27 protein-coding genes are annotated in these 26,841 nt (G+C 68.3%); 15 read left to right on the plus strand and 12 right to left on the minus strand.

Annotated elements, in window-relative coordinates; all coding sequences use genetic code 11:
• Positions 1 to 544: 544 nt before the first annotated feature.
• The 5 genes from SK095_RS20640 to SK095_RS20660 form a co-directional block, all read right to left on the minus strand.
• On the minus strand, positions 545 to 1,561 hold the full coding sequence (locus tag SK095_RS20640; protein ID WP_320547353.1) for an AbrB family transcriptional regulator: 1,017 nt from the start codon (positions 1,559 to 1,561) through the stop codon (positions 545 to 547).
• Positions 1,545 to 3,062, minus strand: coding sequence for a tripartite tricarboxylate transporter permease (locus tag SK095_RS20645; RefSeq protein WP_320547354.1), 1,518 nt, complete (start codon positions 3,060 to 3,062; stop codon positions 1,545 to 1,547). The genes SK095_RS20640 and SK095_RS20645 overlap by 17 nt, the downstream gene beginning before the upstream one ends.
• A 4-nt stretch (positions 3,063 to 3,066) precedes the next feature.
• Positions 3,067 to 3,507 carry a tripartite tricarboxylate transporter TctB family protein gene (locus SK095_RS20650; protein WP_320547355.1) on the minus strand — a complete coding sequence of 147 codons (441 nt, stop codon included), beginning with the start codon at positions 3,505 to 3,507 and terminating at the stop codon, positions 3,067 to 3,069.
• Positions 3,508 to 3,594: 87 nt separating this feature from the next.
• Positions 3,595 to 4,572 carry a tripartite tricarboxylate transporter substrate binding protein gene (locus tag SK095_RS20655; RefSeq protein ID WP_320547356.1) on the minus strand — a complete coding sequence of 326 codons (978 nt, stop codon included), beginning with the start codon at positions 4,570 to 4,572 and terminating at the stop codon, positions 3,595 to 3,597.
• Positions 4,573 to 4,611: 39 nt separating this feature from the next.
• Complete coding sequence (locus SK095_RS20660; RefSeq protein WP_320548934.1) at positions 4,612 to 5,877, minus strand: OprD family porin; 1,266 nt, start codon at positions 5,875 to 5,877, stop codon at positions 4,612 to 4,614.
• A 191-nt stretch (positions 5,878 to 6,068) separates the two neighbouring features.
• Between SK095_RS20660 and SK095_RS20665 the strand changes: the two genes are divergently transcribed.
• Complete coding sequence (locus SK095_RS20665; RefSeq protein ID WP_320547357.1) at positions 6,069 to 6,740, plus strand: response regulator; 672 nt, start codon at positions 6,069 to 6,071, stop codon at positions 6,738 to 6,740.
• Positions 6,733 to 8,127, plus strand: coding sequence for a sensor histidine kinase (locus SK095_RS20670; protein WP_320547358.1), 1,395 nt, complete (start codon positions 6,733 to 6,735; stop codon positions 8,125 to 8,127). The genes SK095_RS20665 and SK095_RS20670 overlap by 8 nt, the downstream gene beginning before the upstream one ends.
• A 6-nt stretch (positions 8,128 to 8,133) precedes the next feature.
• On the opposite strand, the gene SK095_RS20675 is transcribed toward SK095_RS20670, so the two are convergent.
• Positions 8,134 to 9,069 carry a folate-binding protein gene (locus SK095_RS20675; protein ID WP_320547359.1) on the minus strand — a complete coding sequence of 312 codons (936 nt, stop codon included), beginning with the start codon at positions 9,067 to 9,069 and terminating at the stop codon, positions 8,134 to 8,136.
• A gap of 121 nt (positions 9,070 to 9,190) precedes the next feature.
• Here SK095_RS20675 and SK095_RS20680 point away from each other — a divergent pair, with 121 nt between their 5' ends.
• Together SK095_RS20680 and SK095_RS20685 are read left to right on the plus strand one after the other, a co-directional pair.
• Positions 9,191 to 9,448, plus strand: a complete 258-nt coding sequence (locus SK095_RS20680; protein ID WP_320547360.1) for a succinate dehydrogenase assembly factor 2 — start codon at positions 9,191 to 9,193, stop codon at positions 9,446 to 9,448.
• Complete coding sequence (locus SK095_RS20685; protein ID WP_320547361.1) at positions 9,432 to 9,902, plus strand: protein YgfX; 471 nt, start codon at positions 9,432 to 9,434, stop codon at positions 9,900 to 9,902. The genes SK095_RS20680 and SK095_RS20685 overlap by 17 nt, the downstream gene beginning before the upstream one ends.
• Here SK095_RS20685 and nadB read toward each other — a convergent pair.
• Positions 9,887 to 11,506, minus strand: coding sequence for an L-aspartate oxidase (gene nadB, locus SK095_RS20690; protein ID WP_136488792.1), 1,620 nt, complete (start codon positions 11,504 to 11,506; stop codon positions 9,887 to 9,889). The genes SK095_RS20685 and nadB overlap by 16 nt on opposite strands.
• A gap of 330 nt (positions 11,507 to 11,836) precedes the next feature.
• Between nadB and rpoE the strand changes: the two genes are divergently transcribed.
• The 11 genes from rpoE (at position 11,837) to pdxJ (ending at position 21,287) form a co-directional block, all read left to right on the plus strand.
• Positions 11,837 to 12,418, plus strand: coding sequence for an RNA polymerase sigma factor RpoE (gene rpoE / locus SK095_RS20695; protein WP_136488793.1), 582 nt, complete (start codon positions 11,837 to 11,839; stop codon positions 12,416 to 12,418).
• A gap of 29 nt (positions 12,419 to 12,447) precedes the next feature.
• Positions 12,448 to 13,002 carry a sigma-E factor negative regulatory protein gene (locus SK095_RS20700; RefSeq protein ID WP_136488794.1) on the plus strand — a complete coding sequence of 185 codons (555 nt, stop codon included), beginning with the start codon at positions 12,448 to 12,450 and terminating at the stop codon, positions 13,000 to 13,002.
• 7 nt (positions 13,003 to 13,009) lie between these two features.
• Positions 13,010 to 13,477: a SoxR reducing system RseC family protein gene (locus SK095_RS20705; protein WP_136488795.1), complete on the plus strand. Its 468-nt coding sequence runs from the start codon at positions 13,010 to 13,012 to the stop codon at positions 13,475 to 13,477.
• A 45-nt stretch (positions 13,478 to 13,522) separates the two neighbouring features.
• Positions 13,523 to 14,947 carry a DegQ family serine endoprotease gene (locus SK095_RS20710; RefSeq protein WP_320547362.1) on the plus strand — a complete coding sequence of 475 codons (1,425 nt, stop codon included), beginning with the start codon at positions 13,523 to 13,525 and terminating at the stop codon, positions 14,945 to 14,947.
• 156 nt (positions 14,948 to 15,103) lie between these two features.
• Positions 15,104 to 16,903, plus strand: a complete 1,800-nt coding sequence (gene lepA, locus SK095_RS20715) for a translation elongation factor 4 (RefSeq protein WP_320547363.1) — start codon at positions 15,104 to 15,106, stop codon at positions 16,901 to 16,903.
• 5 nt (positions 16,904 to 16,908) lie between these two features.
• On the plus strand, positions 16,909 to 17,763 hold the full coding sequence (gene lepB, locus SK095_RS20720; RefSeq protein WP_201485366.1) for a signal peptidase I: 855 nt from the start codon (positions 16,909 to 16,911) through the stop codon (positions 17,761 to 17,763).
• A gap of 33 nt (positions 17,764 to 17,796) precedes the next feature.
• Complete coding sequence (locus SK095_RS20725; RefSeq protein ID WP_320547364.1) at positions 17,797 to 18,174, plus strand: DUF4845 domain-containing protein; 378 nt, start codon at positions 17,797 to 17,799, stop codon at positions 18,172 to 18,174.
• On the plus strand, positions 18,171 to 18,860 hold the full coding sequence (gene rnc, locus SK095_RS20730; RefSeq protein ID WP_136488800.1) for a ribonuclease III: 690 nt from the start codon (positions 18,171 to 18,173) through the stop codon (positions 18,858 to 18,860). The genes SK095_RS20725 and rnc overlap by 4 nt, the downstream gene beginning before the upstream one ends.
• The gene (gene era, locus SK095_RS20735; RefSeq protein WP_136488801.1) at positions 18,853 to 19,755 is read left to right on the plus strand and encodes a GTPase Era; all 903 of its coding nucleotides are present in this window, start codon (positions 18,853 to 18,855) and stop codon (positions 19,753 to 19,755) included. The genes rnc and era overlap by 8 nt, the downstream gene beginning before the upstream one ends.
• A gap of 94 nt (positions 19,756 to 19,849) precedes the next feature.
• Complete coding sequence (gene recO / locus SK095_RS20740) at positions 19,850 to 20,548, plus strand: DNA repair protein RecO (protein ID WP_136488835.1); 699 nt, start codon at positions 19,850 to 19,852, stop codon at positions 20,546 to 20,548.
• Positions 20,541 to 21,287: a pyridoxine 5'-phosphate synthase gene (gene pdxJ, locus SK095_RS20745; protein ID WP_320547365.1), complete on the plus strand. Its 747-nt coding sequence runs from the start codon at positions 20,541 to 20,543 to the stop codon at positions 21,285 to 21,287. The genes recO and pdxJ overlap by 8 nt, the downstream gene beginning before the upstream one ends.
• A 123-nt stretch (positions 21,288 to 21,410) precedes the next feature.
• On the opposite strand, the gene cmoB is transcribed toward pdxJ, so the two are convergent.
• From cmoB to lon, 5 genes are all read right to left on the minus strand, one after another.
• Positions 21,411 to 22,388 carry a tRNA 5-methoxyuridine(34)/uridine 5-oxyacetic acid(34) synthase CmoB gene (gene cmoB / locus SK095_RS20750; protein WP_136488803.1) on the minus strand — a complete coding sequence of 326 codons (978 nt, stop codon included), beginning with the start codon at positions 22,386 to 22,388 and terminating at the stop codon, positions 21,411 to 21,413.
• Complete coding sequence (gene cmoA / locus SK095_RS20755; RefSeq protein ID WP_320547366.1) at positions 22,385 to 23,128, minus strand: carboxy-S-adenosyl-L-methionine synthase CmoA; 744 nt, start codon at positions 23,126 to 23,128, stop codon at positions 22,385 to 22,387. Before cmoA ends, cmoB begins: the two co-directional genes overlap by 4 nt.
• Before the next feature lie 64 nt (positions 23,129 to 23,192).
• Positions 23,193 to 23,762: a hypothetical protein gene (locus tag SK095_RS20760; protein ID WP_201485369.1), complete on the minus strand. Its 570-nt coding sequence runs from the start codon at positions 23,760 to 23,762 to the stop codon at positions 23,193 to 23,195.
• Positions 23,763 to 23,848: 86 nt separating this feature from the next.
• Entirely contained in the window at positions 23,849 to 24,256 is a 408-nt protein-coding gene (locus SK095_RS20765; protein WP_136488806.1) for a protease inhibitor I42 family protein, read from the minus strand.
• Positions 24,257 to 24,363: 107 nt separating this feature from the next.
• Positions 24,364 to 26,763, minus strand: a complete 2,400-nt coding sequence (gene lon / locus SK095_RS20770) for an endopeptidase La (RefSeq protein ID WP_320547367.1) — start codon at positions 26,761 to 26,763, stop codon at positions 24,364 to 24,366.
• Between the last annotated feature and the right edge of the window lie 78 nt (positions 26,764 to 26,841).

The raw sequence follows: 26,841 nt of genomic DNA on the forward strand, positions 1-26,841 counted from the left end.
TGTGTCTGAAGCGGCTTGCTTTTGAGCCGCAGCGGGGTGCTTTGCATGTTCTTGCCACTTGATTCGGTGGCGCCGTCAGCACGTCAGTCGGACCATCCTGAGCAGTAACTTCGTATCGCTACGACGCTGCGCAATGGTGCGCACTGGGACCTGGGGCCGTGCTGCGCTAGAGACGACACCAGACCGGGCAAGCAGTCCGCTTTCCTGAGCGGCCAGGGGCCGGCTAACGATGGTCGGGGTGTTCCGGCTGCATGTGCGTACGTTGCGTGAGCTGCGAGGGCTGTGGCTGCTCCGCCAGGTCGCCCGAGTGACAAGCAGTGGCTGATCGAGTGAGCGGGCGCTGGGCGTCGGCTCCCGGCCGGCAGCGTACACAGCGAGCGGCTACGGTCGCTGCAGCAGCAGGAGATGTACCCCGAGCCTGGATGTGCAGGATGGTGCCGGTGGCGGATGCTTTGAGGATGTCGCGCATTCAGGATAAGCAGCTGCGCAGAAGCATAAAAAAGACCCGCACGAGGCGGGCCAAGTCTTGGTCGTTGCGATGCAATCAGCTCCGGCGTTGCCAGAGCCGGTACAGCGGTTCGGCGAGAAACATCACGAGAAACAGGCGCAACACCTGCAGCGCGGTGACCATTGCCACCGACAGCTGCAGGGCCTCGGCGGTCAGACACAGCTCGGTGATGCCACCGGGCATCATGCCCAGCATCAGGGAGAGGTGGTCCTTTCCTGCCAGCCAGCCCAGGCCGCTCGCCAGAGCGGCAGCGCAGAGCATGGCCAGCAGGCTGAACAGCAATATGCGGGCGAGAAATGCAGGGGCAGAACGGAAGAAGCCGCGGTCGAAATGGCAACCCAGTGCGCAGCCGATCAGCCACTGGCCTGTCGGGCCCGCCAGCGGGGGCAGGCCGATGTGCAGGTCGAAGCTGCTGGCAGCTATTGCGCAGGTCAGCAGAGGTCCCAGCATCCAGGGGTTCGGCTGGTGCAGATGCTTCCAGAGCAGGGCCAGCAAAGCCCCGGCTGGCAGGAGAAGCGCGAGCCAGCGCCAGTCCACTGGCGTGGCTGGCGGGGCGGATGGGGTCGGCAGACCCCAATTGAACAATGCCGGAATCAGCAGAACCACCAGCAACAGCCGCAGGCTGTGCGCCGCAGCCACCTGTGCGGCATGGGCCTGATTGCGGCGGGCGAGATTGACCATCTCGCTGGCGCCTCCGGGCATGCTGGAGAAGAAAGCCGTTGCCCGGTCCACCCCAGCCTGCCTAAGCAGGGTGATTCCGATCAGACTGAGCAGCAGTGTCCCCAGAGCTCCCAGCAGGATGATGGCGAAATGCTCGACCATCTGCGCCAGAACCTCGGTGGTGAAGTGCAGGCCGAGGCCGCTGGCGATCAGCCATTGGCCGGTCTGCCGGCCCCCCGGCATCTCGGCCAGCAACCAGCCGCTGCAGCGTACCAGCATGACCGCCAGCAGAGCGCCGACCAGCCACGGCAGTGGCCAACCCATGAGGCTGGCCAGGTAGCCGCCGCCGGCCCCGACGATGGGGGTGGCGAGGAGTTCAGTGCGCAGTCGCATCTGCGGTTTGGGCCTTGCCGCGCGCACGCCACCAGCGGATGCCCGGCATGGCCAGCATCAGCGCCACCAGCGCCCAGAGCACCAGGGTGATCGGGCTGGACCACAGGATGCCCAGTTCGCCGCTGGAGATCGACAGGGCGCGGCGCAGGTTGTCCTCCATCAGGTCGCCGAGGACGAAGCCGAGGATCAGCGCCGACAGCGGGAAGTCCAGCTTGCGCAGGATGTAGCCGAACACGCCGAGAGCGATCATCAGCACCAGGTCGAAGGTGGTGCTGTGCACGGCCCAGACGCCGACCAGGCTGACGACGATGATTGCCGGCACCAGGATCCAGTTCGGCACGCTGAGCATGCGCGAGAACAGGCCGACCAGCGGGATGTTCATCACCAGCAGGATGACGTTGCCGATGAACAGCGAGGCGATCAGGCCCCACACCACGTCGGGCTGCTGCTCGAACAGCAGTGGGCCGGGGGTGATGTTGTACAGGGTCAGTGCGCCGATCATCACCGCGGTGGTGCCCGAGCCCGGCACGCCGAGGGTCAGCATGGGGATCAGCGAGCCGCAGGCCGAGGCGTTGTTGGCTGCTTCCGGGGCGGCCAGGCCGCGCAGGTCGCCCTGGCCGAAACGGCCGGAGCTGCCCGCGATGCGCTTCTCGTTGATGTAGGCCATGGCGCTGGCAATGGTCGCCCCGGCGCCCGGCAGGGTACCGATTACGAAGCCGCTGAGGGCGCTGCGCACCGTGGCCCAGCCAACCTGGCAGAACTCTTTGAAGTTGAACAGCAGGCGTCCACTGGCCTTGACCGCTTGCTGGCCGCTGTGGGTCTGCTCGAGCATCAGCAGGATCTCGCTGACGCTGAACAGGCCGATCACCACGATCACGAACTGGATGCCGTCGGACAGGCTGAGGCTGCCGAAAGTGAAGCGGTACACGCCGGTGGTGGCATCGACGCCGACGGTGGCCAGCGCCAGGCCCATCAGCGCGGCCATCAGGGTCTTTGCCGGCTTGTCACCGACCAGGCCGCCCAGGCAGGTGATGGCGAACACCATCAGCACGAAGTACTCGGCCGGACCGAAGGCCACCGCCCAGTTGGCGAGGATCGGAGCGAACAGCACCACGCCGATGGTGGCGATGGTACTGCCGATGAACGAGCTCATCGCCGACAGCGACAGGGCGATGCCGGCCTTGCCCTGCTTGGCCAGCGGATAGCCGTCGATGGTGGTCATGATCGCCGCGGCATCACCCGGCACGTTGAGCAGGATGGCGGAAATGCGTCCGCCGTACTCGCAGCCGAGATACACGGCGGCCAGCAGGATCAGCGCGGTTTCCGGCGGCAGGCCGAGGGCGAAGGCCAGTGGCAGCAGCAGTGCGACGCCGTTGATCGGACCGAGGCCCGGCAGCATGCCGACGATGGTGCCGACGATGGCGCCGAACAACGCCATCAGCAGATTGTCGGGGCGCAGGGCGACATCGAAGCCCTGCAGCAGGAAGTTCAAGGTTTCCATGGTGTCACTCCACGAGGAAGGCGAACACGCCCAGCGGCAGGGGCACGTCGAGCAGCAGGTCGAACAGCACGTAGAGCAGTACGCCCATCAGCACGCCGGACAGCGCGCAGGGCAGCGGCCGGCCGCCGAACAGCAGGCCGAGGCCGGCGGTAGCCAGCGCAGTGGCCGGAACGAAGCCCAGCGGGTCGAACAGGAAGGCATAGGCCAGCAGGCCGGCGACGCACAGCGCAGCGCGCAGGGTCTGCGGGCGGCTCAGCAGGTGCTGGTGCACGGCCGGGCGGATCACCAGCCACAGGGCGCCGGCACCGAGCAGGCCGAGCAGCAGCAGAGGGTAGGAGCGAGGCCCGACCGGGTCGTAGGAGAAGGGGGCCTGGAACCCCCAGGCGATCAGGGCCAGTCCGGCGCACAGCAGCAACCAGACCGAGCCGAACAGGCGGTCATACATGGCGATTTACCTGGGTGGGGGGCGGAGGTCTCTCCGCCGGGGAGAGGGACAGCCGGAAGGGCAGGGGATCCCTTCCGGCCAGACCGCTTACTGGACCAGTCCGAACTCGCCGGCCAGCTGCTTGTACTGGGCGACCTGCTGGAGCACGAACTCGCGCAGCTCATCGCCGGTCATGGCCAGCGGGAACAGGTCGCGCTTTTCACGTAGCTGGGCGAAGTCCTCGCTGGCCAGCATCTTGTCGAACTGGCCTTTCCACCAGGCATAGTCCTCGTCCTTGACCTCCGGGCCCATGTAGAAACCGCGAACGATAGGCCAGGTGATGTCATAGCCCTGTTCTTTCGCGGTGGGGATGTTCGTCAGCTTGCCGGGCAGGCGGTCCTCGGACATCACGGCGAGGACCCGTACTTTGCCTGCCTCCAGCTGTGCCGTACCTTCGCTGAGGCCACTGATGACCGCCTGTACATGGCTGCCAAGCAAGGCAGTCATCGGCTCACCCCCACCCTCGAAGGCGACATAGCGCAGCTTCTGCGGATCGACTCCGGCGGCGCGGGCGATCAGCGCGGTCTGCATCCAGTCCTGGCTGCCAATGGTGCCGCCGGCGCCGATCACCAGCTTGCCCGGATCCTGTTTCAAGACGTCAAGCAGATCGTTGAGCGTCTTGTAGGGGGAGTCCTCGCGGACGATGACGGCGCCGTAGTCGGTACCGATGGCGGCCAGCCACCTGACTGCGTTTTCGTCGTAGCGGCCGAACTTGCCCTGCGCCAGGTTGAGCAGGGATCCTGAGGAGAAGGCGGTGATGGTGCCCGGGTCCTTGGGCCGCTGGGCGACCACGGCGTTGTAGGCTACCGCGCCAATGCCTCCGGGCATGTAGGTGACGCGCATCGGCGCCTTGAGCAGGCCGCCGTCCTTGAGGCCGCTCTGCGCCAGCTTGCAGGTCAGGTCGAAGCCGCCGCCGGGCTTGGCCGGGGCGATGCACTCCGGGCGCTTGGGCTCGGCGGCGAGCAGCTGGCCGGCGAAGGCGAGGCCGGCGGCGGCGAGGGCGATGCGGGTGATAGCAGTGTTCATGACGTGTTTCTCCGGTCGATTCTTATAGTGCGGCAGGGGTTACCAGATCGGCAGGCTGTAGCCGACGATCACTCGGTTCTCGTCCGCGTCGCGGGCGAAGTCGGAACGGAAGCTGGCGTTGCGCAGGCGCACGTAGAGGTCCTTGAGCGGGCCGCTCTGCACCACGTACTTGAGCTCGAGGTCGCGCTCCCATTCGCTGCCCTTGGCGCTGCTGCCGACGATCTCGGCGTCATCGCCGCTGACGTAGCGGGCGAGCAAGCCCAGGCCGGGCACGCCGAGGCCGGCGAAGTCGTACTCATAGCGCGCCTGCCAGGAGCGCTCGTCGGCGTTGGCGAAGTCGTTGATCTGCACGAAGTTGACCAGGAACGGGTCGCTGCCGTCGATGTAGGCGTAGCCGGTGTCGCCGCTCATCTGCTGGTAGCCGAGGCTGAACTTGTGGGCCCCCAGGCCATAGCCGAGCATGCCGCTCAGCGCTCGGTTGTCGATCTCGCCGGCGCGGGCGGCGCCGCTGTCGTCGCTGAGCATCAGACGCAGGTCGGAGCTGAGGGTGCCGGCGCCGAGCGGCTGCTTGGCGAGCAGGCCGAAGTAGTGCTGGCGGTAGACGTCGTCGAGGTCGGCGAAGAAGTAGCGGCCGCTCAGGCTCTTGCCGAACTGGTAGTCGAGGCCGGCGAGATCCAGGTGGTCGCTGGTGACGCCGCCGGGGAAGCGCCGGTTCTTGCTGTTGAGCACCAGGTCCTCGGAGTTGGTCGAGGCGCGGTCGATCACCTGGTCCAGACGCCCGCCGGTGAAGGTCAGACCGGCGATCTCCCTGGAGGTGAGCAGGCCGCCCTCGAACACCTGCGGCAGCAGGCGGCTGTCGCTGGCCTTGACCACCGGCAGCTCGGGGATGTGCGAGCCGTAGCGCAGCTCGGTTTCGGACACCTTGACCTTGGCGGTCAGGCCCAGGCGGCCGAACTGGTCCGGGGTGCCGCCGTCGTCCTGTACCGGCAGCAGGTCGGTGCCGGTGCGCCCACCCCCGGAGTCGAGCTTGACGCCGAGCATGCCCAGGGCGTCGATGCCGACGCCGACGCCACCTTCGGTGTAGCCGGATCTGATGTCGAGCAGGAAGCCCTGGCCCCATTCCTCGCGCTTGTTCTGTCCGGCGCCTTCGCGGAAGTCGCGGTTGAGGTAGATGTTGGTGGTGGTCAGGCTGGCGCTGCTGTCTTCCACGAACTCGGCGTGGGCCAGCGGGGCGAGGGTGCAGGCGGTGATGGCCAGGGCCAGGCGGCGGACAGGCGGCAGGGCCTGCCAGGCGGCAGTCGGCATCGCGGTATCTCCAGTCATTGTTGTTGTCGTCGGCAGTCGGGCTGCCGTGGGGGCTGGGATGGCCCAGGTGCGATGCTAGGGGGCGAAGCTTTCGCCTGGCTTTCAGCCTGAAAGAAAGTTCCCGGCGCATTGGCTGCGCGGCGGCTGCCGTTACACTCGGCGCATAACGACAAGACTTCGGAGACTTCCCCGTGCGAATCCTGCTGGTCGAAGACCATCCCCCGCTGGCCGCCAGCGTGGCCCAGGCGCTGCGTGGCGCCGGCTGGACCGTGGACCTGCTGACCGACGGCGTGGCCGCCGACCTGGCTTTGGCCAGCGAGGACTACGCGCTGGCCATCCTCGACGTCGGCCTGCCGCGCCTGGACGGCTTCCAGGTGCTGGCGCGCCTGCGCGAGCGTGGCAAGACCCTGCCGGTGCTGATGCTCACCGCCCGCGGCGAGGTGGCCGACCGCGTGCACGGCCTCAACCTCGGCGCCGACGACTACCTGGCCAAGCCCTTCGAGCTGTCCGAGCTGGAGGCGCGGGTCAAGGCGCTGCTGCGCCGCAGCGTGCAGGGCGGCGAGCAGCAGCAGCGCTGCGGCGCGCTGGTCTTCGACCTCGGCACCCGGCGCTTCAGCCTCGGCGCCGAAGTGCTCAGCCTGACCTCGCGCGAGCAGGCGGTGCTGCAGGCGCTGATCGCCCGCCCCGGGCGGGTGATGAGCAAGGAGCAGCTCGCCGACCAGGTGTTCGGCCTCGACGAGGAGGCCAGTCCCGACGCCATCGAGATCTACATCCACCGCCTGCGCAAGAAGCTGGAAGGCCGCGGCGTGCGCATCGTCACTTTCCGCGGCCTCGGCTACCTGCTGGAGGCCTGCGATGGCTGAGCTGCCGGGCAGCAGCCTGCGCGGCCGGCTGCTGCGCCGCCTGGCCCTGCTGCTGGCGCTGATCCTGGCGTTCGGCGGGCTGAGCAGCTACTGGAGTGCGCGCCGCGCGGCGGATACCGCCTACGACCGCACCCTGCTGGCCTCGGCGCGCGCGGTGGCCGACGGCCTGTACAGCAGCGACGGCAAGCTGCGCGCCAACGTGCCCTACGTGGCGCTGGACACCTTCGCCTACGACAGCGCCGGGCGCATCTACTACCAGGTGCTCGACCCGCACGGCGGCCTGGTCTCCGGCTACGAGGCGCTGCCGGCGGCGGGGCCGAAGGTGAAGCGCACCGACGACTACCCGGCGCTGGCGCGCTTCTACGACGGCGTCTACCGCGAGCAGGACGTGCGCGTGGTCAGCCTGCTGCAGCCGGTCAGCGAAGCGGAGCTGGAAGGCATGGCCGAGATCCGCGTGGCCGAGACCCGCGGCGCCCGCGAGCGCATGGCCCGCGAGCTGCTGGTCGGAACCCTGTGGCGCATGGGCCTGCTGGCGCTCACCGCCCTGGGGCTGGTGTGGCTGGCGGTCAGCCTGGCGCTGCGCCCGCTGGAGCAGCTGCGCCAGGCGGTGGCGGCGCGGGACAGCGACGACCTGCAGCCGCTGCCGGAGGCCGGCCTGCCGCGTGAGCTGCGCCCGCTGGTGGACGCCCTCAACCAGTTCAACGCGCGCCTGCGCGGGCTGTTCGAGCGCCAGGCGCAGTTCATCGCCGAGGCCGCCCACGAGCTGCGCACCCCACTGGCCGCGCTCAAGGCGCGCTTGGAGCTGGGCCGGCGCAGCGAGGATGCCGCGCAGTGGCGCCAGGCGCTCGACGAGGCCGCCGGCAGCACCGAGCGGCTGACCCAGCTGGCAAACCAGCTGCTGTCGCTGGCGCGCATCGAGAGCGGTGCGCGGGCCATCGCCGAGGGCGGCGCGCAGCGCCTGGAGCTGGGCGCGCTGGCCCGCGAGCTGGGCCTGGCGCTGGCGCCGCTGGCCCATGGCCGCGGCGTGGCGCTGGCGCTGGAGGCGGAGGAGGCGGTGTGGATCGACGGCGAGCCGACCCTGCTCAGCGAGCTGCTGTGCAACCTGCTGGACAACGCCCTGGCGCACACACCTGCGGGCGGCAACGTGATCCTGCGCGTGCTGGCACCGGCGATCCTCGAGGTGGAGGACGACGGTCCGGGCATTCCGCCGGAGGAGCGCGAGAAGGTGTTCGAGCGCTTCTACCGGCGCAGCGCCGGCGGCACGGGGGCGGGGCTGGGCCTGGCGATCGTCGGCGAGATCTGCCGCGCCCACCGCGCACGCATCAGTCTGGAGGACGGCGCGGCGGGCGGCTTGCGCGTGCGGGTGGAGTTCGCGGCGGTGGAGTAGGGCGGCTCAGCGCTGGATGTCGCGGTCGGCGTCGATCGTGTAGGGCAGCTCGAGCAGCTGCAGCGCCGGGCCTTCCAGACTGCCCAGGTGCAGGCGGCCGTCCTCGACGGCGTTGTCCTGCAGCACGGCGAGCAGCTCGATGCCGTCGTCGCTGCGCGCGGCCAGCGCCACCTCGCCCACCGAGCTGGCGTGCACCGGCGAGAACAGCTCGCTGCCGGGCGCCGGCAGTTCGCCGCCGTCCAGCCGCAGGCGGTACAGGCGGCGCTTGAGGCGGCCGAGGTACTGCATGCGCGCGACGATTTCCTGGCCGGTGTAGCAGCCCTTCTTGAAGCTGACGCCGCCGAGGCTCTGCAGGTTGAGCATCTGCGGGATGAACAGCTCGCGGGTCGCGCCGAACACCTGGGCGACGCCGGCGCGCACCTGGCTCAGCAGCCAGTCGTTGAGGCTGCCCTCGGGCAGGTGGGCGGCAAGGCGATGGTGCAGGCCGTCGGCCGCGCTGACGGGCACCCACAGCTCGGCGCGTTCGCCCGGCAGGCGCACGGCGAGCAGCTCGTCGTGTCGGGCGACGCTGCCGTCGGCGCTCGGCAGGTCGACGCCGAGGGCGAGCAGGGCGCCGTCGCCCTGGCTGAGGCCGAAACGCACCCAGGCCGCGCTCTCGTCGGCCAGTTGAGCCTTGAAGAACACCGCGTACTTCTTCAGGTCGGCCAGCTGCGGCTCGATCAGCTCGCGGGCCATGGCCAGGGCGAAGCCGTCGGCCAGCGGCACGATGCGGAAGCTCGACAGCATGCGGCCCTTGGGCGTGCAGCGCGCGCCCAGGCTGCTGGTCTCGGCGTTCAGGTAGTTGAGGTTGCAGGTCAGCTGACCCTGGAGGAACTTGGCGGCATCCACGCCGTGGACGGCGAGAACCCCCTCGTGGTCGAGCGAGCAGAAGAATGCGGACATCGTGTCGGTTGCCGGTGCGAAGGTCGGGGCGGTCATCATAGAGCGCCCCGCCGACTCTTGTCAGCGGGCTGGCGGCGTCGGAGGCCCTCGCTATAATGCCGCGATTGCCGAGGAGGCCGAGATGACCGAAGAAAACATCGAACTGAAACGACTGCAGTGGGAATGCCGGCGCGGCATGCTGGAGCTGGACGTGCTGTTCAAGCCGTTCCTCGACGAGGCCTACGCCCAACTGGAGGCGGTCGACCAGGAGCGTTTCCGCAACCTGCTCAAGTGCGAGGACCCGGACCTGTTCAGCTGGTTCATGGGCTACAGCCAGCCCGAGAACGCCGACCACGCGCGCATGGTGCGCATGATCCTGGATCGTGTCCAGCCGAAGTGAGCCCTTCGAGTGCCACTGGCGCCCGTCGCGGCGCCTGCTGGCGCTCTATCTGCTGAGCCTGGGGCTGGCCGTGCTGGCCCTGGCGCTCGCCGCCATCCCGGGCTGGGCGCAGGCCGCCGGCCTGCTGCTCTGCCTGGTCCACGCCGCCTGGACCCTGCCGCGCGCGATCCTGCTCAGCCACCTGAGTGCCTTCACCGCCCTGCGCCATGACGGGCGTGGCTGGCAACTGCGCAATGCCGCCGAGGGCTGGGTGGCGGTGCAGCTGCGCCCGGGCAGCCTGGCGCTGCCGCAGGCGGTGGTGCTGCAGTTCCGCCGGCCTGGACAGTGGTTCGCCCGCGGACTGTGCATTCCGGCCGACAGCCTGTGCCGCGACCGGCATCGCCGCCTGCGCGTGCGCCTGAAGTTCGCCCGCCGGCGCTGGGCGCCGGTGGGCGAGGCTCAGTCGGGCAGGTAGCCCGGCGGCACCAGGATGGTGTCGCCGGCCTTGGGCAACTGGCCTGGGTAGTCGAGGGTGTAGTGCAGGCCGCGGCTCTCGCGGCGCAGCATGGCCGACTGGATCATCAGCTCGGCGACCAGCGCCAGGTTGCGCAGCTCGATCAGGTCGCGGCTGACCCGGTAGTTGCTGTAGAACTCGTGGATCTCGCTCTGCAGCAGGCGCACGCGGTGCTGGGCGCGCTGCAGGCGCTTGTTGGTGCGCACGATGCCGACGTAGTCCCACATGAAGCGCCGCAGTTCGTCCCAGTTGTGCGCGATGATCACGTCCTCGTCGGAGTCGGTGACCTGGCTGGCGTCCCAGCTCGGCAGCGCATGCGGCATGCCGACCCGTTCCAGCTGGCTGACGATGTCGGCGGCGGCCGCGCGGGCGTAGACGAAGCACTCCAGCAGCGAGTTGCTGGCCAGGCGGTTGGCGCCGTGCAGGCCGGTGAAGCTGGTCTCGCCGATGGCGTACAGGCCGGGCACGTCGGTGTGGCCGCGGCTGTCGACCACCACGCCGCCGCAGGTGTAGTGCGCCGCCGGCACCACCGGGATCGGCTGGCGGGTGATGTCGATGCCGTAGCCCAGACAGCGCTCGTAGACGGTGGGGAAGTGCGTCTTGATGAACTCGGCCGGCTTGTGGCTGATGTCCAGGTACACGCAGTCGATGCCGAGGCGCTTCATCTCGTGGTCGATGGCGCGCGCGACTATGTCGCGCGGGGCCAGTTCGCCGCGGGCGTCGAAGCGGTCCATGAAGCGTTCGCCGCCCGGCAGGCGCAGCAGGCCGCCCTCGCCGCGCAGTGCTTCGGTGATCAGGAAGTTCTTCGCCTGCGGGTGGTACAGGCAGGTGGGGTGGAACTGGTTGAACTCCAGGTTGCCGACCCGGCAGCCGGCGCGCCAGGCCATGGCGATGCCGTCGCCGCAGGTGCCGTCCGGGTTGCTGGTGTACAGGTAGACCTTGGCCGCGCCGCCGGTGGCCAGCACCACGAAGCGTGCGCGGTAGGTGTCGACCTCGCCGCTGTTGCGGTTGAGCACGTAGGCGCCGAGGCAGCGGCGGCCCTTGCCGCCGAGCTTGCGCTCGGTGATCAGGTCGACCGCCACGCGCTGCTCGAGCAATTCGATGTTCGGGCACTGGCGGGCGCGGGCGAGCAGGGTGTTGAAGATCGCCGTGCCGGTGGCGTCGGCGGCATGGATGATGCGCCGGTGGCTGTGGCCGCCCTCTCGGGTCAGGTGGAAGGCGAAGCCGCGCTCGCCGTCGTGGTGCTCCTCGTCGCGGGTGAAGGGCACGCCCTGGTCGATCAGCCACTGGATCGCCTCGCGGCTGTGCTCGACGGTGAAGCGCACCGCGTCCTCGCGGCAAAGGCCGGCGCCGGCGGTCAGGGTGTCCTGCACGTGCGACTCGATGTCGTCGCTGTCGTCCAGCACCGCGGCCACGCCGCCCTGGGCCCAGTAGGTGGAGCCGCCGGCGAGGTCGCCCTTGCTCAGTACGGCGATGCGCAGGTGGTCCGGCAGGTTGAGGGCGAGGGACAGGCCGGCGCCGCCGCTGCCGATGACCAGTACGTCGTGCTGAAAGTGTTGGCTCATGTGCGCCGTTCCGCTGGTAGATCGCTCCCTAGTATATAGAAGCCCCCGGCGGCACAATATAAGTGAACTTGAGCAATTATCTGCGTTCTTACCGAGGTTGCCCTGCCCGCGCGCGCCACTGGCTGTCGCTGCCTGGGCCTGCGTTCCTCGCGTGGCAGAGTCAGCCGTGCGCGGCGCCATCGGCGCCGCGTCCGTTTTTTTCGTCCCCGGGCCGAGCGGTCGCGGGAAAGGTGTCCGCGAAGGCGAACTTTTGTGCAGGGCCCGGGTCTATTCAACCAGACCGGATGTACTGGGCCGCACAGCTCTCCGCGGACGTTTGAAGGAGCTTGAATGCAAACCCAGGAACCGGATCAGCAACTGGTCGAGCGGGTCCAGCGTGGTGACAAGCGCGCGTTCGATCTGCTGGTGCTCAAGTACCAGCACAAGATTCTCGGGCTGATCGTGCGCTTCGTGCACGATCCCCAGGAAGCCCAGGACGTGGCGCAGGAGGCCTTCATCAAGGCGTATCGCGCGCTGGGCAACTTCCGCGGCGACAGCGCCTTCTACACCTGGCTGTACCGCATCGCCGTGAACACGGCGAAGAATCACCTGGTGGCGCGCGGGCGGCGCCCGCCGGACACTGACGTCAGCGCCGAGGATGCCGAGTTCTTCGAAGGCGATCACGCCCTCAAGGATCTCGAGACGCCGGAGCGCGCCTTGCTGCGCGATGAGATCGAGGCCACTGTGCACCGGACCATCCAGCAGCTGCCCGAGGACCTGCGCACGGCGCTGACCCTGCGCGAGTTCGAGGGGCTGAGCTACGAGGACATTGCCACCGCCATGCAATGTCCGGTGGGTACGGTGCGCTCGCGGATCTTCCGCGCGCGTGAAGCGATCGACAAGGCCCTGCAGCCGCTGCTGCACGAGGGCTGAAAGCCGGCGAAAGCCAAGAGGGTAATACCATGAGTCGTGAAGTCCTGGATGAGTCGGTGTCCGCCGTCATGGATGGCGAGGCTGATGAGCTGGAACTGCGGCGCGTGCTCGCGGCAGCCGGCGAGGATGCGGCCCTGCGCGAGCGCTGGGCGCGCTACCAACTGGCCCGTGACGTGATGCACAGGCAGGCCGTGCTGCCGAAGCTGGATCTGGCAGCCGCGGTGTCGGCTGCCATCGACGCCGAAGACGCCGCGGCACCGGTCGCCAGGCCGGCGCGCTCCTGGCGCCATCTGGGCCGCTTCGCCGTGGCTGCCTCGGTGACCCTGGCGGTGCTGGCCGGCGTGCGCTTCTACAACAACCAGGACGAAACCGGCATGGCGCCGCAGATGGCCGAGCAGAGCGTGCCGGTACAATCGTCCCAGCAGAAGCTGGCGCCGATCGCCGCAGCGCCGACGGACGCGCAGCTGGTGAGCTACCCGGCCGGCGCGGTGCAGGCCGAGCCCGCCAAGCCGGCCCAGCCGGACGACCTGATTCGCAGCGTGCCGCCGCAGCCGGCTGCCGAGGCTGCGGGCGCCGGGCGCTGAGGTCGGCATGCTCGAGGAGCCGGGGCGGGTCGTCGCGGTCGAGGACGGAGCGGTGTGGGTGGAGACCCTGCGCCGCAGCACCTGCAGCGCGTGCTCGGCGAACGCCGGCTGCGGGCAGGGCCTGATGGAAAAACTGGGGGTCGGCCAGAAGCGCGGCTACGTGCGCGCACTGACCGATCTGCGGTTGGCGGTGGGTGACGGGGTGGTGATCGGCATTCGCGAGGATCTGCTGGTACAGAGCTCCCTGCGGGTCTACCTGCTGCCGTTGCTGGGGCTGTTTGCCGGTGCAATGCTGGCACAGTGGTTGGCGCTGGCCGAGTCTTTTGTCATTCTCGCCGCTCTGGGCGGATTCCTCGCGGTCTGGTGGCTGGTGCGCAGGCACAGCCGGCAGGACGTGGACGATCCGGCCCGACAGCCGGTCGTGCTGCGTGCCGAGCTGGCGGTCTGTGCGGTGCCGCCGGCGGAGAACGGCTGATCCCGGTTGGTCTTGAAGGTTGATCTCAAAGGGAGTCCAAGATTCATGCGTACCCTGAAACGCGCCATGCTGTCGCTGGCTGCGCTGCTGGCGATGGCCCAGGCACTGGTGGCCCATGCGCAGTTGCCGGAATTCACCGAGCTGGTCGAGCAGGCCTCGCCGGCCGTGGTCAACATCAGCACCCGGCAGAGCATGCCGGCCCAGGCCGCCGGCCTGCCGCCGCAGATGATGCCGGACCTGGAAGGCCTGCCGCCGATGTTCCGTGAATTCTTCGAGCGCAGCATCCCGCAGGTGCCGCCGGGACAGGCGCCGCGCAAGCGTCAGGCGCAGTCGCTGGGGTCGGGCTTCATCATTTCCAGTGACGGCTACGTGCTGACCAACAACCACGTGGTGGCCGACGCCGACGAGATCATCGTGCGCCTGTCCGACCGCAGCGAGCTGGAAGCCAAGCTGGTCGGCGCCGATCCACGCACCGACGTGGCCCTGCTCAAGGTCGAGGGCAAGAGCCTGCCGACCGTCAAGCTCGGCAAGTCGGACGAACTCAAGGTCGGCGAGTGGGTGGTGGCCATCGGCTCGCCGTTCGGCTTCGACCACTCGGTGACCGCCGGCATCGTCAGCGCCAAGGGGCGCAGCCTGCCCGACGAGAACTACGTGCCGTTCATCCAGACCGACGTGGCGATCAATCCGGGCAACTCCGGCGGTCCGCTGTTCAACCTGGACGGCGAGGTGGTCGGCATCAACTCGCAGATCTTCACCCGCTCCGGCGGCTTCATGGGCCTGTCGTTCGCCATCCCGATCGACGTGGCGATGAACGTGGCCGAGCAGCTCAAGGCCGAGGGCAAGGTCAGTCGCGGCTGGCTGGGCGTGGTGATCCAGGAAGTGAACAAGGACCTGGCCGAGTCCTTCGGTCTGGACAAGCCGGCCGGTGCGCTGGTGGCCCAGGTGCTGGAAGGCAGCCCGGGAGCCAAGGGCGGCCTGCAGGTGGGCGACGTGATCCTGGCGCTGAACGGCCAGCCGATCGTGGTGTCCGCCGACCTGCCGCACCTGGTCGGCACCCTCAAGCCGGGCACCGAGGTGGAGCTGGACGTGGTCCGCGAAGGCGAGCGCAAGCGCCTGAAGCTGGCCGTCGGCGCGCTGCCGGAAGAGGGCGAGGCGATCGCCTCCACGGGCAAGGACGATGCAGCGCGCAGCAGCAACCGCCTGGGGGTGACCGTGGTCGACCTCAGCGCCGAGCAGAAGAAGGCCCTGGAAGTGGAGGGCGGTGCGCTGATCCGCGAGGTGCAGAACGGCCCGGCGGCGCTGATCGGGCTGCGACCGGGCGACGTGATCACCCATCTGAACAACGAGTCGATCAACTCGGCGAAGACCTTCGCCAAGGTCGCCGAGGCGCTGCCGAAGAATCGCAGCGTGTCGATGCGCGTGCTGCGCCAGGGACGCGCCAGCTTCATCACCTTCAAGCTGTCCGAGTGATCGACACTGCAGTGGCTGCGGGGGCGCTTCGGCGCCCCCGTTGCGTATGTGCTGCCGGGTGTCAAGCCGTGGGTGACGCCCGCCGAGGCGATACGCTAGAATTCACGGCTATTTTCGGCGGGCACAGCCCGCGCTCTCCTTTTGAGTGTTGAGCCCGTGAGTGATCTGAGTCATATCCGCAACTTCTCCATCATCGCCCACATCGACCATGGCAAGTCGACCCTGGCCGACCGCTTCATCCAGATCTGCGGCGGCCTGTCCGACCGCGAGATGGAGGCGCAGGTGCTCGACTCCATGGATCTCGAGCGCGAGCGCGGCATCACCATCAAGGCACACAGCGTGACCCTGCACTACAAGGCGCAGGACGGCAAGACCTACCAGCTGAACTTCATCGACACCCCCGGCCACGTCGACTTCACCTACGAGGTCAGCCGCTCGCTGGCCGCCTGCGAGGGCGCGCTGCTGGTGGTGGACGCCGGCCAGGGCGTCGAGGCGCAGTCTGTGGCCAACTGCTACACCGCCATCGAGCAGGGCCTCGAGGTGATGCCGGTGCTGAACAAAATGGACCTGCCCCAGGCCGAGCCAGAGCGGGTCAAGGAAGAGATCGAGCACATCATCGGCATCGACGCCACCGACGCCGTGGCCTGCAGCGCCAAGAGCGGCATGGGCGTGGTCGACGTGCTCGAGCGCCTGGTCGAGGTCATCCCGCCGCCCGAGGGCGAGATCGATGCGCCGCTGCAGGCGCTGATCATCGATTCCTGGTTCGACAACTACCTGGGCGTGGTGTCGCTGGTGCGCGTGCGCCACGGCCGGGTCAAGAAGGGCGACAAGATCCTGGTCAAGTCGACCGGCAAGGTCCACCAGGTCGACAGCGTCGGCGTGTACACCCCCAAGCACACCGCCACCGCCGACCTCAAGGCCGGCGAAGTGGGCTTCATCGTCGCCGGCATCAAGGACATCCAGGGCGCGCCGGTAGGCGACACCCTGACCCTGTCCAACACCCCGGACGTCGACGTCCTGCCGGGCTTCAAGCGGGTCAAGCCGCAGGTCTACGCCGGCCTGTTCCCGGTCAGCTCGGACGACTTTGAGGACTTCCGCGACGCGCTGGAGAAGCTGACCCTCAACGACGCCGCGCTGCAGTACGAGCCGGAAAGCTCCGACGCGCTGGGCTTCGGCTTCCGCATCGGCTTCCTCGGCATGCTGCACATGGAGATCATCCAGGAGCGCCTCGAGCGCGAGTACGACCTGGACCTGATCACCACCGCGCCGACCGTGGTGTTCGAGGTGGTGCTGAAGAACGGCGACATCGTCTACGTCGACAACCCGTCCAAGCTGCCGGACCTGGCGTCTATCGCCGAGATGCGCGAGCCGATCTGCCGCGCCAACATCCTGGTGCCGCAGGATCACCTGGGCAGTGTGATCACCCTGTGCATCGAGAAGCGCGGCGTGCAGCGCGACATGCACTTCCTCGGCAGCCAGGTGCAGGTCAGCTACGATCTGCCGATGAACGAGGTGGTGCTCGACTTCTTCGACCGCCTGAAGTCGGCCAGCCGCGGCTATGCCTCGCTGGACTACGGCTTCGACCGCTTCCAGGCCGCCAACCTGGTGCGCCTGGACGTGCTGATCAACGGCGAGCGGGTCGATGCCCTGGCGCTGATCGTCCACCGCGACAACGCGGCCTACAAGGGCCGCCAGCTGGTGGAGAAGATGAAGGAACTGATCCCGCGGCAGATGTTCGACGTGGCGATCCAGGCGGCCATCGGCGGTCAGGTGGTGGCCCGCTCGACGGTCAAGGCGCTCAGGAAGAACGTGCTGGCCAAGTGCTACGGCGGTGACGTCAGCCGCAAGAAGAAGCTGCTGGAGAAGCAGAAGGCCGGCAAGAAAAGGATGAAGCAGGTGGGCAGTGTGGAAATTCCGCAGGAAGCCTTCCTTGCCGTGCTCAAGGTGGACAGCTGAGGATCATGACTCTGAACTTTCCGTTGCTGCTGGTGCTGGCCGTCGCCGTGTGCGGCGTGCTGGCGTTGCTCGACCTGCTGTTCCTCGCCCCGCGTCGCCGTGCCGCCATCGCCGCCTACCAGGGCAGCGTGAGCCAGACCGACCCGCAGGTGCTGCAGAAGCTGGCCCGCGAGCCGGTGCTGGTGGAATACGGCAAGTCGTTCTTCCCGGTGCTGGCGCTGGTGCTGGTGCTGCGCTCGTTCCTGGTCGAGCCGTTCCAGATCCCTTCCGGCTCGATGAAGCCGACCCTCGAGGTCGGCGACTTCATCCTGGTCAACAAGTTCTCCTACGGCATCCGCCTGCCGGTGGTGGACACCAAGGTGATCGAGATCGGCGAGCCGCAGCGCGGCGATGTGATGGTGTTCCGCTTCCCCAGCGATCCCAACGTGAACTACATCAAGCGCGTGGTCGGCCTGCCCGGCGATCATGTGCGCTACAGCAGCGACAAGCGTCTGTTCGTCAACGGCCAGCCGGTGGCCGAGCAGCTGATCGGCGACGAGCCGGGCAGCCTCGGCAGCGCCCGCCTGTTCAGCGAGAAGCTGGGCGCGGCGGAGCACCTGATCCGCAAGGAAATGCGCCGCTACCGTATCGAACCGGACCGCGAGTGGGTTGTGCCCGCGGGGCACTACTTCATGATGGGCGACAACCGCGACAACTCCAACGACAGCCGTTACTGGGATGATCCGGCCATCGCGCCCGAGCTGCACGGCATGGTTCCCGACCGCAACATCGTCGGCAAGGCGTTCGCCGTGTGGATGAGCTGGCCAGCTCCCAAGGTCGGCCATCTGCCGACCTTCGAGCGTGTCGGGCTGATCCACTGATGCACTGAACAGTTCACGGATACGAGGTTGATCATGGGATTTGCGCGTTCGCAGAAAGGTCTGTCGATGGTGAGCTGGCTGGTGGTCTTCTGCGTGGCGGCGTTCTTCGCCAGCGTGGCGTTCAAGGTCCTGCCGCACTACTTCGACTTCCTTTCCCTGCAGAAGATCGTCACCGGGGTGGAGAGCGAAAAGGCTCTGGAGATCCGCTCGCCCGGCGACTTCTACGCACACGTGAGCCGCGGCACCCAGGTCAACAACATCCGCGATCTCGACCTGCGCGAGGTGATGGACGTGCGCATGGAGAACAACGAGTTCTATGTCCATCTCAAATACGAGAAGCGCGAACCGCTGATCGAGAACCTTGACCTGGTCGTCCACTTCGACCGCGAATACCGTGTCCGTGCCCCGTGAGTAACCCTCTGCAACGACTCGAGCGCCAGCTCGGCTATCAATTCCAGGACCAGAACCTGATGGTCGTGGCCCTGACCCACCGCAGTTTCGCCGGCCGCAACAACGAGCGGCTGGAATTCCTCGGCGATGCCATCCTCAACTTCGTGGTCGGCGAGGCGCTGTTCAAGCGTTTCCCGCAGGCCCGCGAGGGCCAGCTGTCGCGCCTGCGCGCGCGGCTGGTCAAGGGCGAGACCCTGGCCCGGCTGGCCCGGGCCTTCGACCTGGGCGAGTACCTGCGCCTGGGCTCCGGCGAGCTGAAGAGCGGCGGTTTCCGTCGCGAGTCGATCCTCGCCGACGCCACCGAGGCGCTGATCGGCGCCATCTACCTGGACACCGGCATGGATTCGGCGCGCGACCGCGTGCTGGCCTGGCTGGAGCCCTACTTCGACGAGCTGACCCTGGTCGACACCAACAAGGATCCGAAAACCCGCCTGCAGGAGTTCCTGCAATCGCGTGGCTGCGAACTGCCGCGCTACGATGTGGTGGATATCCAGGGCGAACCGCATTGTCGTACCTTCTTCGTCGAATGCGAAATTGCCCTGCTCAATGAAAAGACCCGTGGCCAGGGTGCCAGCCGCCGCATCGCCGAACAGGTGGCGGCCGCGGCGGCACTGGTGGCCCTGGGCGTGGAGAATGGCAATGACTGAATCCCAGGCCAGCCGCTGCGGCTACGTGGCCATCGTCGGACGGCCGAACGTCGGCAAGTCGACCCTGCTCAATCACATCCTCGGCCAGAAGCTGGCGATCACCTCGCGCAAGCCGCAGACCACCCGCCACACCCTGCTCGGCATCAAGACCGAGGGTGCGGTGCAGGCGATCTACGTCGACACCCCCGGCATGCACAAGGACAACGACAAGGCGCTCAACCGCTACATGAACCGCAGCGCCAGCGCGGCGCTGAAGGACGTGGACGTGGTGATCTTCGTCGTCGACCGTACGCGCTGGACCGACGAGGACCAGATGGTGCTCGACCGGGTCAAGTTCGTCGAAGGCCCGCTGCTGCTGGTGGTCAACAAGATCGACCGCCTCGAGGACAAGGCCGAGTTGCTGCCGCACCTCAAGTGGCTGGAAGAGCAGCTGCCCAACGCGGAGATCGTGCCGATCTCCGCGCAGCACGGGCAGAACCTCGACACCCTTGAGCAACTGGTGGCCAAGCACCTGCCCGAAGGTGAGCACTTCTTCGAGGAAGATCAGCTGACCGATCGCAGCTCGCGCTTCCTCGCCGCCGAACTGGTACGCGAGAAGGTCATGCGCCAGCTCGGCGCCGAGGTGCCCTACCAGGTCACCGTGGAGATCGAGCAGTTCCAGCAGCAGGGCCGCGTGCTGCACATCCACGCGCTGATCCTGGTCGAGCGCGACGGGCAGAAGAAGATCATCATCGGCGACAAGGGCGAGCGCATCAAGCGCATCGGCCAGGACGCCCGCCGCGACATGGAAGAGCTGTTCGGCAGCAAGGTCATGCTCAACCTGTGGGTCAAGGTGAAGAGCGGCTGGTCCGACGACGAGCGCGCCCTGCGTTCTCTCGGTTACGGCGATCTCTGACCGACGATTGCCACCGTTCCGGTAGGGTGCGCCCTGCGCACCTGTACCGTTGTCCTCGCTTTCGCCGGTGCGCATGGCGCACCCTACGGTCGACATGATCGCCGCCTCTCGTCCCGCCTTCGTCCTGCACTCCCGCCCCTACAAGGAAACCAGTGCCCTGGTGGACTTCCTCACCGCCGAGGGTCGCCTGCGCGCGGTGCTGCGCGGTGCGCGCGGCAAGAGCGGCAGCCTGGCGCGGCCGTTCCTGGCGCTGGAGCTGGAGCTGCGCGGGCTGGGCGAGCTGAAGACGGTGGCGCGCTTGGAGGCGGGCGGCATTCCCCATCTGCTGAGCGGCGACGCGCTGTTCAGTGGCCTCTACCTCAACGAACTGCTGGTGCGCCTGCTGCCGGCGGAAGATCCGCATCCCGCGCTGTTCGAGCACTATGCCGCGACCCTGGCCGCGCTGGCTGCCGGGCGGCCGCTGGAGCCGTTGCTGCGCGCCTTCGAATGGCGCCTGCTGGACGATCTGGGCTATGGTTTCGCCCTCGACCGCGACTGCCGGGGGCAGCCGGTCGAGGCCGCGGCGCTGTACCAGTGGCTGCCGGAGGTCGGTTTCCAGGTCATCGCGCAGTGGCAGCCCGGCCTGTTCCACGGCCGCGAGCTGCTGGCGCTGGCGGCGGCCGACTGGCAGACGCCGGGAGCCCTGGCCGCGGCCAAGCGGCTGATGCGCCAGGCGCTGGCGCCGCATCTGGGCGGTCGGCCGCTGGCCAGCCGCGAGCTGTTCATCAATCGCAAGGAGTCCCGTCGTGACTGAAGCCAACCGCATCCTGCTGGGTGTCAACATCGATCACATCGCCACCCTGCGCCAGGCGCGCGGCACCCGCTATCCGGACCCGGTGAAGGCCGCGCTGGACGCCGAGGAAGCCGGCGCCGACGGCATCACCGTGCACCTGCGCGAGGACCGTCGGCACATCCAGGACCGCGACGTGCGCGTGCTGGCCGAGGTGCTGCAGACGCGGATGAACTTCGAGATGGGCGTCACCGAGGAGATGCTCGCCTTCGCCGAGCAGATCCGCCCGGCGCACGCCTGCTTCGTGCCGGAAACCCGCCAGGAGCTGACCACCGAGGGCGGTCTCGACGTGCTCGGCCAGGAGGCGCGCATCAGGGCGGCGGTGGAGCGCCTGGCGGCGGTCGGCTGCGAGGTGTCGCTGTTCATCGACGCCGACCCGCGGCAGATCGAGGCGGCCGCACGCATCGGCGCGCCGGCCATCGAGCTGCACACCGGCCGCTACGCCGATGCCCACACGCAGGCGGAGATGGCCGCCGAGCTGGCGCGCATCCGCGACGGCGTCGAGTGCGGCCTGAGTCACGGCCTGATCGTCAATGCCGGCCACGGGCTGCACTACCACAACGCCGAGGCGGTCGCCGCCATCCGTGGCATCAACGAGCTGAACATCGGCCACGCCATCGTCGCCCATGCGCTGTTCGTCGGCTTCAAGCAGGCGGTGGCGGAGATGAAGGCGCTGATCGTCGCGGCGGCTGAGCGTCGCTGAGACCTGGGTTGATCGTGCCCACGCTCCGGCGTGGGCACGCATCCGGGGACGCTCTGCGTCTCATGGGTGCGGAGCGCCCAGGCCCGGGTTCCCATGCGGGAGCGTGGGAGCCATCAACCTCTTCTACGGCTTGCGCGCCAGCAGCACGGCGCGCGTCGGCGCCGGCAGGCCTTCCACGGTGCGGCTGCGGTCCTGCGCATCGAGGAACTCGGGCAGCGACTGGAATTTCATCCACTCGGTGGAGCGCTGTTCCTCGACGCTGGTGACGCTGACGTCGACGCAGCGCACTTCACTGAAGCCGGCGCGGCGCAGCCACAGCTCCAGCGCCGGCACCGAGGGCAGGAACCAGACGTTGCGCATCTGCGCGTAGCGGTCCTCGGGGACCAGCACGGTGTTCACGTCGCCGTCCACCACCAGGGTCTCCAGCACCAGCTCGCCGCCGCGCACCAGGCAGTCCTTGAGCGCCAGCAGGTGGTCGATGGGCGAGCGGCGGTGGTAGAGCACGCCCATGGAGAACACCGTGTCGAAGCCTTCCAGCTTTTCCGGCAGCTCCTCCAGGGCCAGCGGCAGATGCCAGGCGGGCAGCTCGGGCAGGTAGTTCTTCATCGCCAGGAACTGGCAGAAGAACAGCCAGTTGGGGTCGACGCCCACCACGCAGTCGGCGCCGGCGCCGAGCATGCGCCACTGGTAGTAGCCGTTGCCGCAGCCGACATCCAGCACGCGCTTGCCGGCCAGGTCCAGGTGCGGGGCCACGCGCGTCCACTTCCAGTCCGAATGCCACTCGGTGTCGACGTGCACGCCGAACAGCTCGAATGGCCCCTTGCGCCAGGGGATCAGACCCCTGAGCGCCTGTTCCAGCATGGCGCGTTGCCCGGCGCTGCAGGTGCCGTCGAGGAAGAACGCCTCGGCCAGTTCGCGGCGCTCGACCGCCAGCGGCGGCAGGGCATCCACCGCCGCCTGCCAGCGCGGCAGGTCGCCATGGCCGGCGGCCAGCTTGGCGGCCAGCAGGTCGGGCAGGGTGGCGGCCCAGGCGGCCAGCGGCGTGCCGCGCAGGCGGTCGAGCAGGGCGGGAAGGTCGGCGCGGGTGGCGAGGTCGGTCATGGCAGGGCGATCAGCGAGGCGAAGTTGAGACATTGGAACCAGGGAATGACTGTCGAGAAGCCGGCAGCGGCGAGGCGCTCGCGGTGCTCGGCGAGGCTGTCCGGCTTCATCACGTTCTCGATGGCGCTGCGTTTCTGGGCGATCTCCAGCTCGCTGTAGCCATTGGCGCGCTTGAAGGCGATGTGCAGATCGCCGAGCAGGGCGTGTTCCTCGGCATCCTCGAAGCGCAGCTTCTCCGAGAGGATCAGCGCGCCGCCGGGCAGCAGCGCCTGGCGGATGCGGGTGAGCAGGTCGAGGCGCTGCTCGCGCGGGATGAACTGCAGAGTGAAGTTCAGCGCCACCACCGAGGCGCTCTGGAACTCGAGCCGGCAGATGTCGGCCTCGAGCACCTCGACCGGCAGCAGTTCCTGGAACATCGAGTCCTGGGCGTGCAGGTACTCGCGGCAGCGCTCGACCATGGCGCTGGAGTTGTCCACCGCGACCACCCGGCAACCCTCGGCCTGCACGTGGCGGCGCAGCGCCTGGCTGACTGCGCCGAGCGAGCAGCCCAGATCGTAGAGGGCGCTGTGCGGCTGGGCGAACTGCCCGGCGATCACCCCGAGGTTCTCGACGATGGTCGGATAACCCGGCACCGAGCGCTTGATCATGTCGGGGAACACGCGCACCACCGCCTCGTTGAACACGAAGTCGGCGACCTGTTCCTGGGGGGTGGCGTAGATGCGGTCTGGGGTCTGCTTCACGGCAGGCTTCCGGCATGGGAAAGCCGGCCATTCTAGCGGAGCGGCCGGGTCGCTCGCAGCCCCGTCACCTCAGCTGGTCGGAAAAGTACTCGCCGGCGCCCTGCAGCGGTCCCAGCGGGTTGCGCTCGACCTGCAGGCGGCGGATCTGCGGCTCGCCGTTGCTGACCTTGTGCACCAGGGTGTCGTCCACCAGCACGAACACCGCGCGGAACGCCCAGCCCCGCACCTCGCGGTTCTTGCGGAAGTTGAGCACGTCGGCCCAGAAGCTGCCGGTGCGCTGGGTGTCGGTCTGGTTGAACTCGAAGGCGTAGCCGCTGCAGCGCTCCTTGGCCTGCAGGCAGGTCACCAGGCTGTCCGGCAGGTAGTCGATGGGCACGTTCGGCTGCACGAACATCATGCGCACATCGAGGAACGACAGGGTGCGACCGTTGCCGTTGATCACCGGGTCGAAGCCGAGGGAGAACAGTTCGGGACGCCTGGTGACTCCGGGCTGCGCCTGCTGGTAGCGCCCCTCGGCATCCAGATAGTCGCGAAACGGTGAGACGATCTCGGCGCGCTCGCTGGGAAGCAGGCCGCTGCAACCGGAAAGCAGCACCAGCAGGGCCAGTGCATGCGGCCGCCCGTACAGGTTCATATTGCACCCCCACATGATGAAGCCTGTCCCTATTCCTATAGGCGATCTGGCAGGGGGGCGCTGCCTGGCGGGACGAGCGGCGAAGGTCAGCGGATGCTGATCCGGCAGGCGAAGGTCCGCTCCGCGGCCACGCCCTCTTCCCAGGGCCGTCGGTAGTCCAGGGTCAACTGGCCCTCGCCGCGGCTGACGGCGCGGAAGCGCCAGGTCGACACCCCGGCGCTGCCCACCAGGCCGGCGTCCTCGGGGGTGGTGTAGACCTCCGGGCCGAGCAGGCGGAGCGCCGGCGCGCCGCTGTCGCGCAGCACCCAGCGAAAGCCGGTGGTGGGGTTGCTCGGCAGGCGCAGGTCGAACGTCTGGCCGGCGCGCAGTTCGAGCGGATCGCAGTGGCGCTGCTGGTCGTCCAGTTCCAGGGTGCCCGGCGCCTGGTGCGCGCAGGCGGCGAGCAGGGTGGTCGCCGCCAGCGGCAGCAGGTGCAGGGAGAAGCGGGGCGGCATGGGCAGGTTCCCGTGGCAGTGTGCTTGGGCATAGCCTAGCCGATGGATATGCACTTCCGCTTGCGGGCATCGCGGCGCGGTGGCGTGCAACCGCGCCGCGGCACGGCTCACTCGGCGGGGAACAGCACCCTGGCGACGTCGGCGAAGCGCTCGGCGAAGTGCACGGTCAGGCCTTCCCTGAGGTAGTCCGGCAATTCCTCGAAATCGCCGCGGTTGGCTTCGGGCAGGATCAGCTCCCAGATCTTCTGCCGCCGCGCGGCGATCACCTTCTCGCGCACCCCGCCGATGGCCAGCACCTGGCCGGTGAGGGTCAGCTCGCCGGTCATCGCCACGTTCTTCTTCGGCGGCTGGTGGCGCGCCAGGGAGAGCAGGGCGCTGGCCATGCTGATGCCGGCGCTGGGGCCGTCCTTGGGCGTGGCGCCCTCCGGCACGTGCAGGTGGACGAAGGCCTGATCGAAGAAGGTCGGGTCGCCCTTGAACTTCTTCAGGTGCGAGCTGACGTAGCTGTAGGCGATCTCCGCCGACTCCTTCATCACCTCGCCGAGCTTGCCGGTCAGCTTGAAGCCGCGGTTGAGGGTATGGATGCGCGTCGCCTCGATCGGCAGGGTGGCGCCGCCCAGGCTGGTCCAGGCCAGCCCGGTGATCACCCCGACGCCTTCCAGGTGCTTCTCCCGGCGGAACAGCGGCATGCCCAGGTAGTCCTCGAGATCCTTCGGGCCGACCCTGACCCTGGCCACCGGATCCTCCAGCAGCTTCACCACCGCCTTGCGCACGACCTTGCCGAGCTGCTTCTCCAGCTGGCGCACCCCGGCCTCGCGGGCGTAGCCCTCGATCACCGCCTTGAGTGCGGCATCGCTGATCGCCAGGCGCTGCTTCGGCACGCCGGCCTTGTCCAGCTGGCGCGGCCACAGGTGGCGCTTGGCGATGGCCAGCTTCTCCTCGGCGATGTAGCCGGACAGGCGGATCACCTCCATGCGGTCGAGCAGGGGGCCCGGGATCGAGTCGAGGGTGTTGGCGGTGCAGACGAACAGCACCTTGGACAGGTCCAGGCGCAGGTCCAGGTAGTGGTCGAGGAACTCGACGTTCTGCTCCGGATCGAGGGTCTCCAGCAGCGCCGAGGCCGGGTCGCCCTGGTAGCTGGCGCCCATCTTGTCGATCTCGTCGAGCATGATCACCGGGTTCATCACCTCGACTTCCTTGAGCGCCTGCACCAGCTTGCCGGGCAGCGCGCCGATGTAGGTGCGGCGGTGGCCCTTGATCTCCGCCTCGTCGCGCATGCCGCCGACCGAGAAGCGATAGAACGGCCGGCCGAGGGATTCGGCGATCGACTTGCCGATGCTGGTCTTGCCCACCCCGGGCGGGCCGACCAGCAGGACGATGGAGCCGGCGATCTCGCCCTTGAAGGCGCCGACGGCGAGGAACTCGATGATCCGCTGCTTGATGTCCTCCATGCCGGCGTGGTGCCTGTCCAGCACCTTGCGCGCGCGCGCCAGATCGAGCCTGTCCTTGCCCAGCACGCCCCAGGGCACGCTGGTGGCCCAGTCCAGGTAGTTGCGCGTCACCGCATACTCCGGCGAGCCGGTCTCCAGCACCGACAGCTTGTTCAGCTCCTCGTCGATGCGTTTCTGCGCTTGCGCCGGCAGGGTCTTGCCCTCCAGGCGCTTGCGGAACTCCTCGGCATCGGCGCTCCTGTCGTCCTTGGTGATGCCCAGCTCCTTCTGGATCACCTTGAGCTGCTCGCGCAGGAAGAACTCGCGCTGGCGCTTGCCGATGGTGCTGTTGACCTCGGCGCTGATCTCGTTCTGCAGGCGCGCCACCTCCACTTCGCGGCGCAGCAGCGGCAGCACCTTCTCCATGCGCTTGAGCACCGGCACGGTGTCCAGCACCGCCTGCAGGTCGCTGCCCGGCGCTGTGGTCAGCGCCGCGGCGAAGTCGGTCAAGGGCGACGGGTCGTTGGGGCTGAAGCGGTTCAGGTAGTTCTTCAGCTCCTCGCTGTACAGCGGATTGAGCGGCAGCAGCTCCTTGATCGCGTTGATCAGCGCCATGCCGTAGGCCTTCACCTCGTCGCTGGGATCGGCCGGCGTGCGCGGGTAGTCGACCTCCACCAGGTAGGGCGGCTTGCGGCTCAGCCAGCCGCGGATGCGCACCCGCGCCAGGCCCTGGGCGACGAACTGCAGGCTGTCGTCCTGCTTGCTGGCATGGTGCACGCGCACCACGGTGCCGTGCTCGGGCAGGCTGTCGGGGTCGAAGTCCTCGGCGCTCTCCGGGGGATTGTCCATGTAGAACAGCGCCACGCAGTGGTGGTCGGTCTTCGCCACGCGCTTGAGGGTTTCCGCCCAGTGCTCGGGGTTGACCATGATCGGCAGCACCTGGGCGGGGAAGAACGGCCGGTTGTGCACCGGCATGATGTACAGCTTGTCCGGCAGCGTCTGGCCCTGCAGCACCAGGCCGGTGCTGGCCGCGCTGTCGTCGTCGACGATCTCGTGAGGGATGTCCTGCTCGCTCATGAAGGGGTTCCTGCACAGTCGGGATTTGTGCCTACATGGGGCCGCGGGAGGGCATTTCAACCGTGCCGGCGGGCGGCG

Source organism: Pseudomonas sp. AN-1, from assembly GCF_034057115.1.
Classification (GTDB): domain Bacteria; phylum Pseudomonadota; class Gammaproteobacteria; order Pseudomonadales; family Pseudomonadaceae; genus Geopseudomonas.